Raw genomic sequence first — 550 nt, 5'->3', positions numbered from 1 at the left:
GCCCATCCCTTCATCGTCCTGTGGCTGTGCGCACGCTTTATATTGCATGACTTCAACGGTGTGGAGTCGATAATGGATATTCCAGTACATTTACCCAACGCACATGTCTGCAGGAACAGCAAAAGATGGAGTCCTACCTTAGCCTGGCGTTCTACGAAGCGGTTGTACGACAGGCGGTGTGGAAACTCTTTGCGCATGTGGTTACATACATAACCGAGGTAGAAAGACTTGAGGTCTCGGTGGCGCAAGATATGGAACAGTACGAGAATGGTCATCACCTCGCTGTCGGACATGAGGCACTGGCGGTTGCGGCGACGTTTGCCGCAGATGTCCAGCGTGTGTTTTTTCAGTTCAGGAGCAAAATATTTGCAGAACTCATCAAGAATACAGAAAATTTCTATTATATTTGCATCAGTCATGGGAATGGATATTTTTATGTAACTTATTGATTGTCAACTATAAAGGTACTAAAGATATCTCATTCCCACAACTTTTTCAATCGTTTTCTTATACCGAACTCACGTAATATTAACAGGTGTATTGGAAAAAG

At 43.8% G+C, this 550-nt stretch carries 1 protein-coding gene; it reads right to left on the bottom strand.

The window, feature by feature from the left end:
* The coding region (locus H6A34_RS14590) for a transposase (RefSeq protein WP_275955213.1) at positions 1-419 on the bottom strand (419 nt) is incomplete at its 3' end.
* Between the last annotated feature and the right edge of the window lie 131 nt (positions 420-550).

Source organism: Marseilla massiliensis (genome assembly GCF_016899855.1).
Taxonomy (GTDB): domain Bacteria; phylum Bacteroidota; class Bacteroidia; order Bacteroidales; family Bacteroidaceae; genus Prevotella.
Note: the sequence above shows the minus strand (reverse complement) of the source record. Positions and strands in the feature narration are given on the sequence as shown.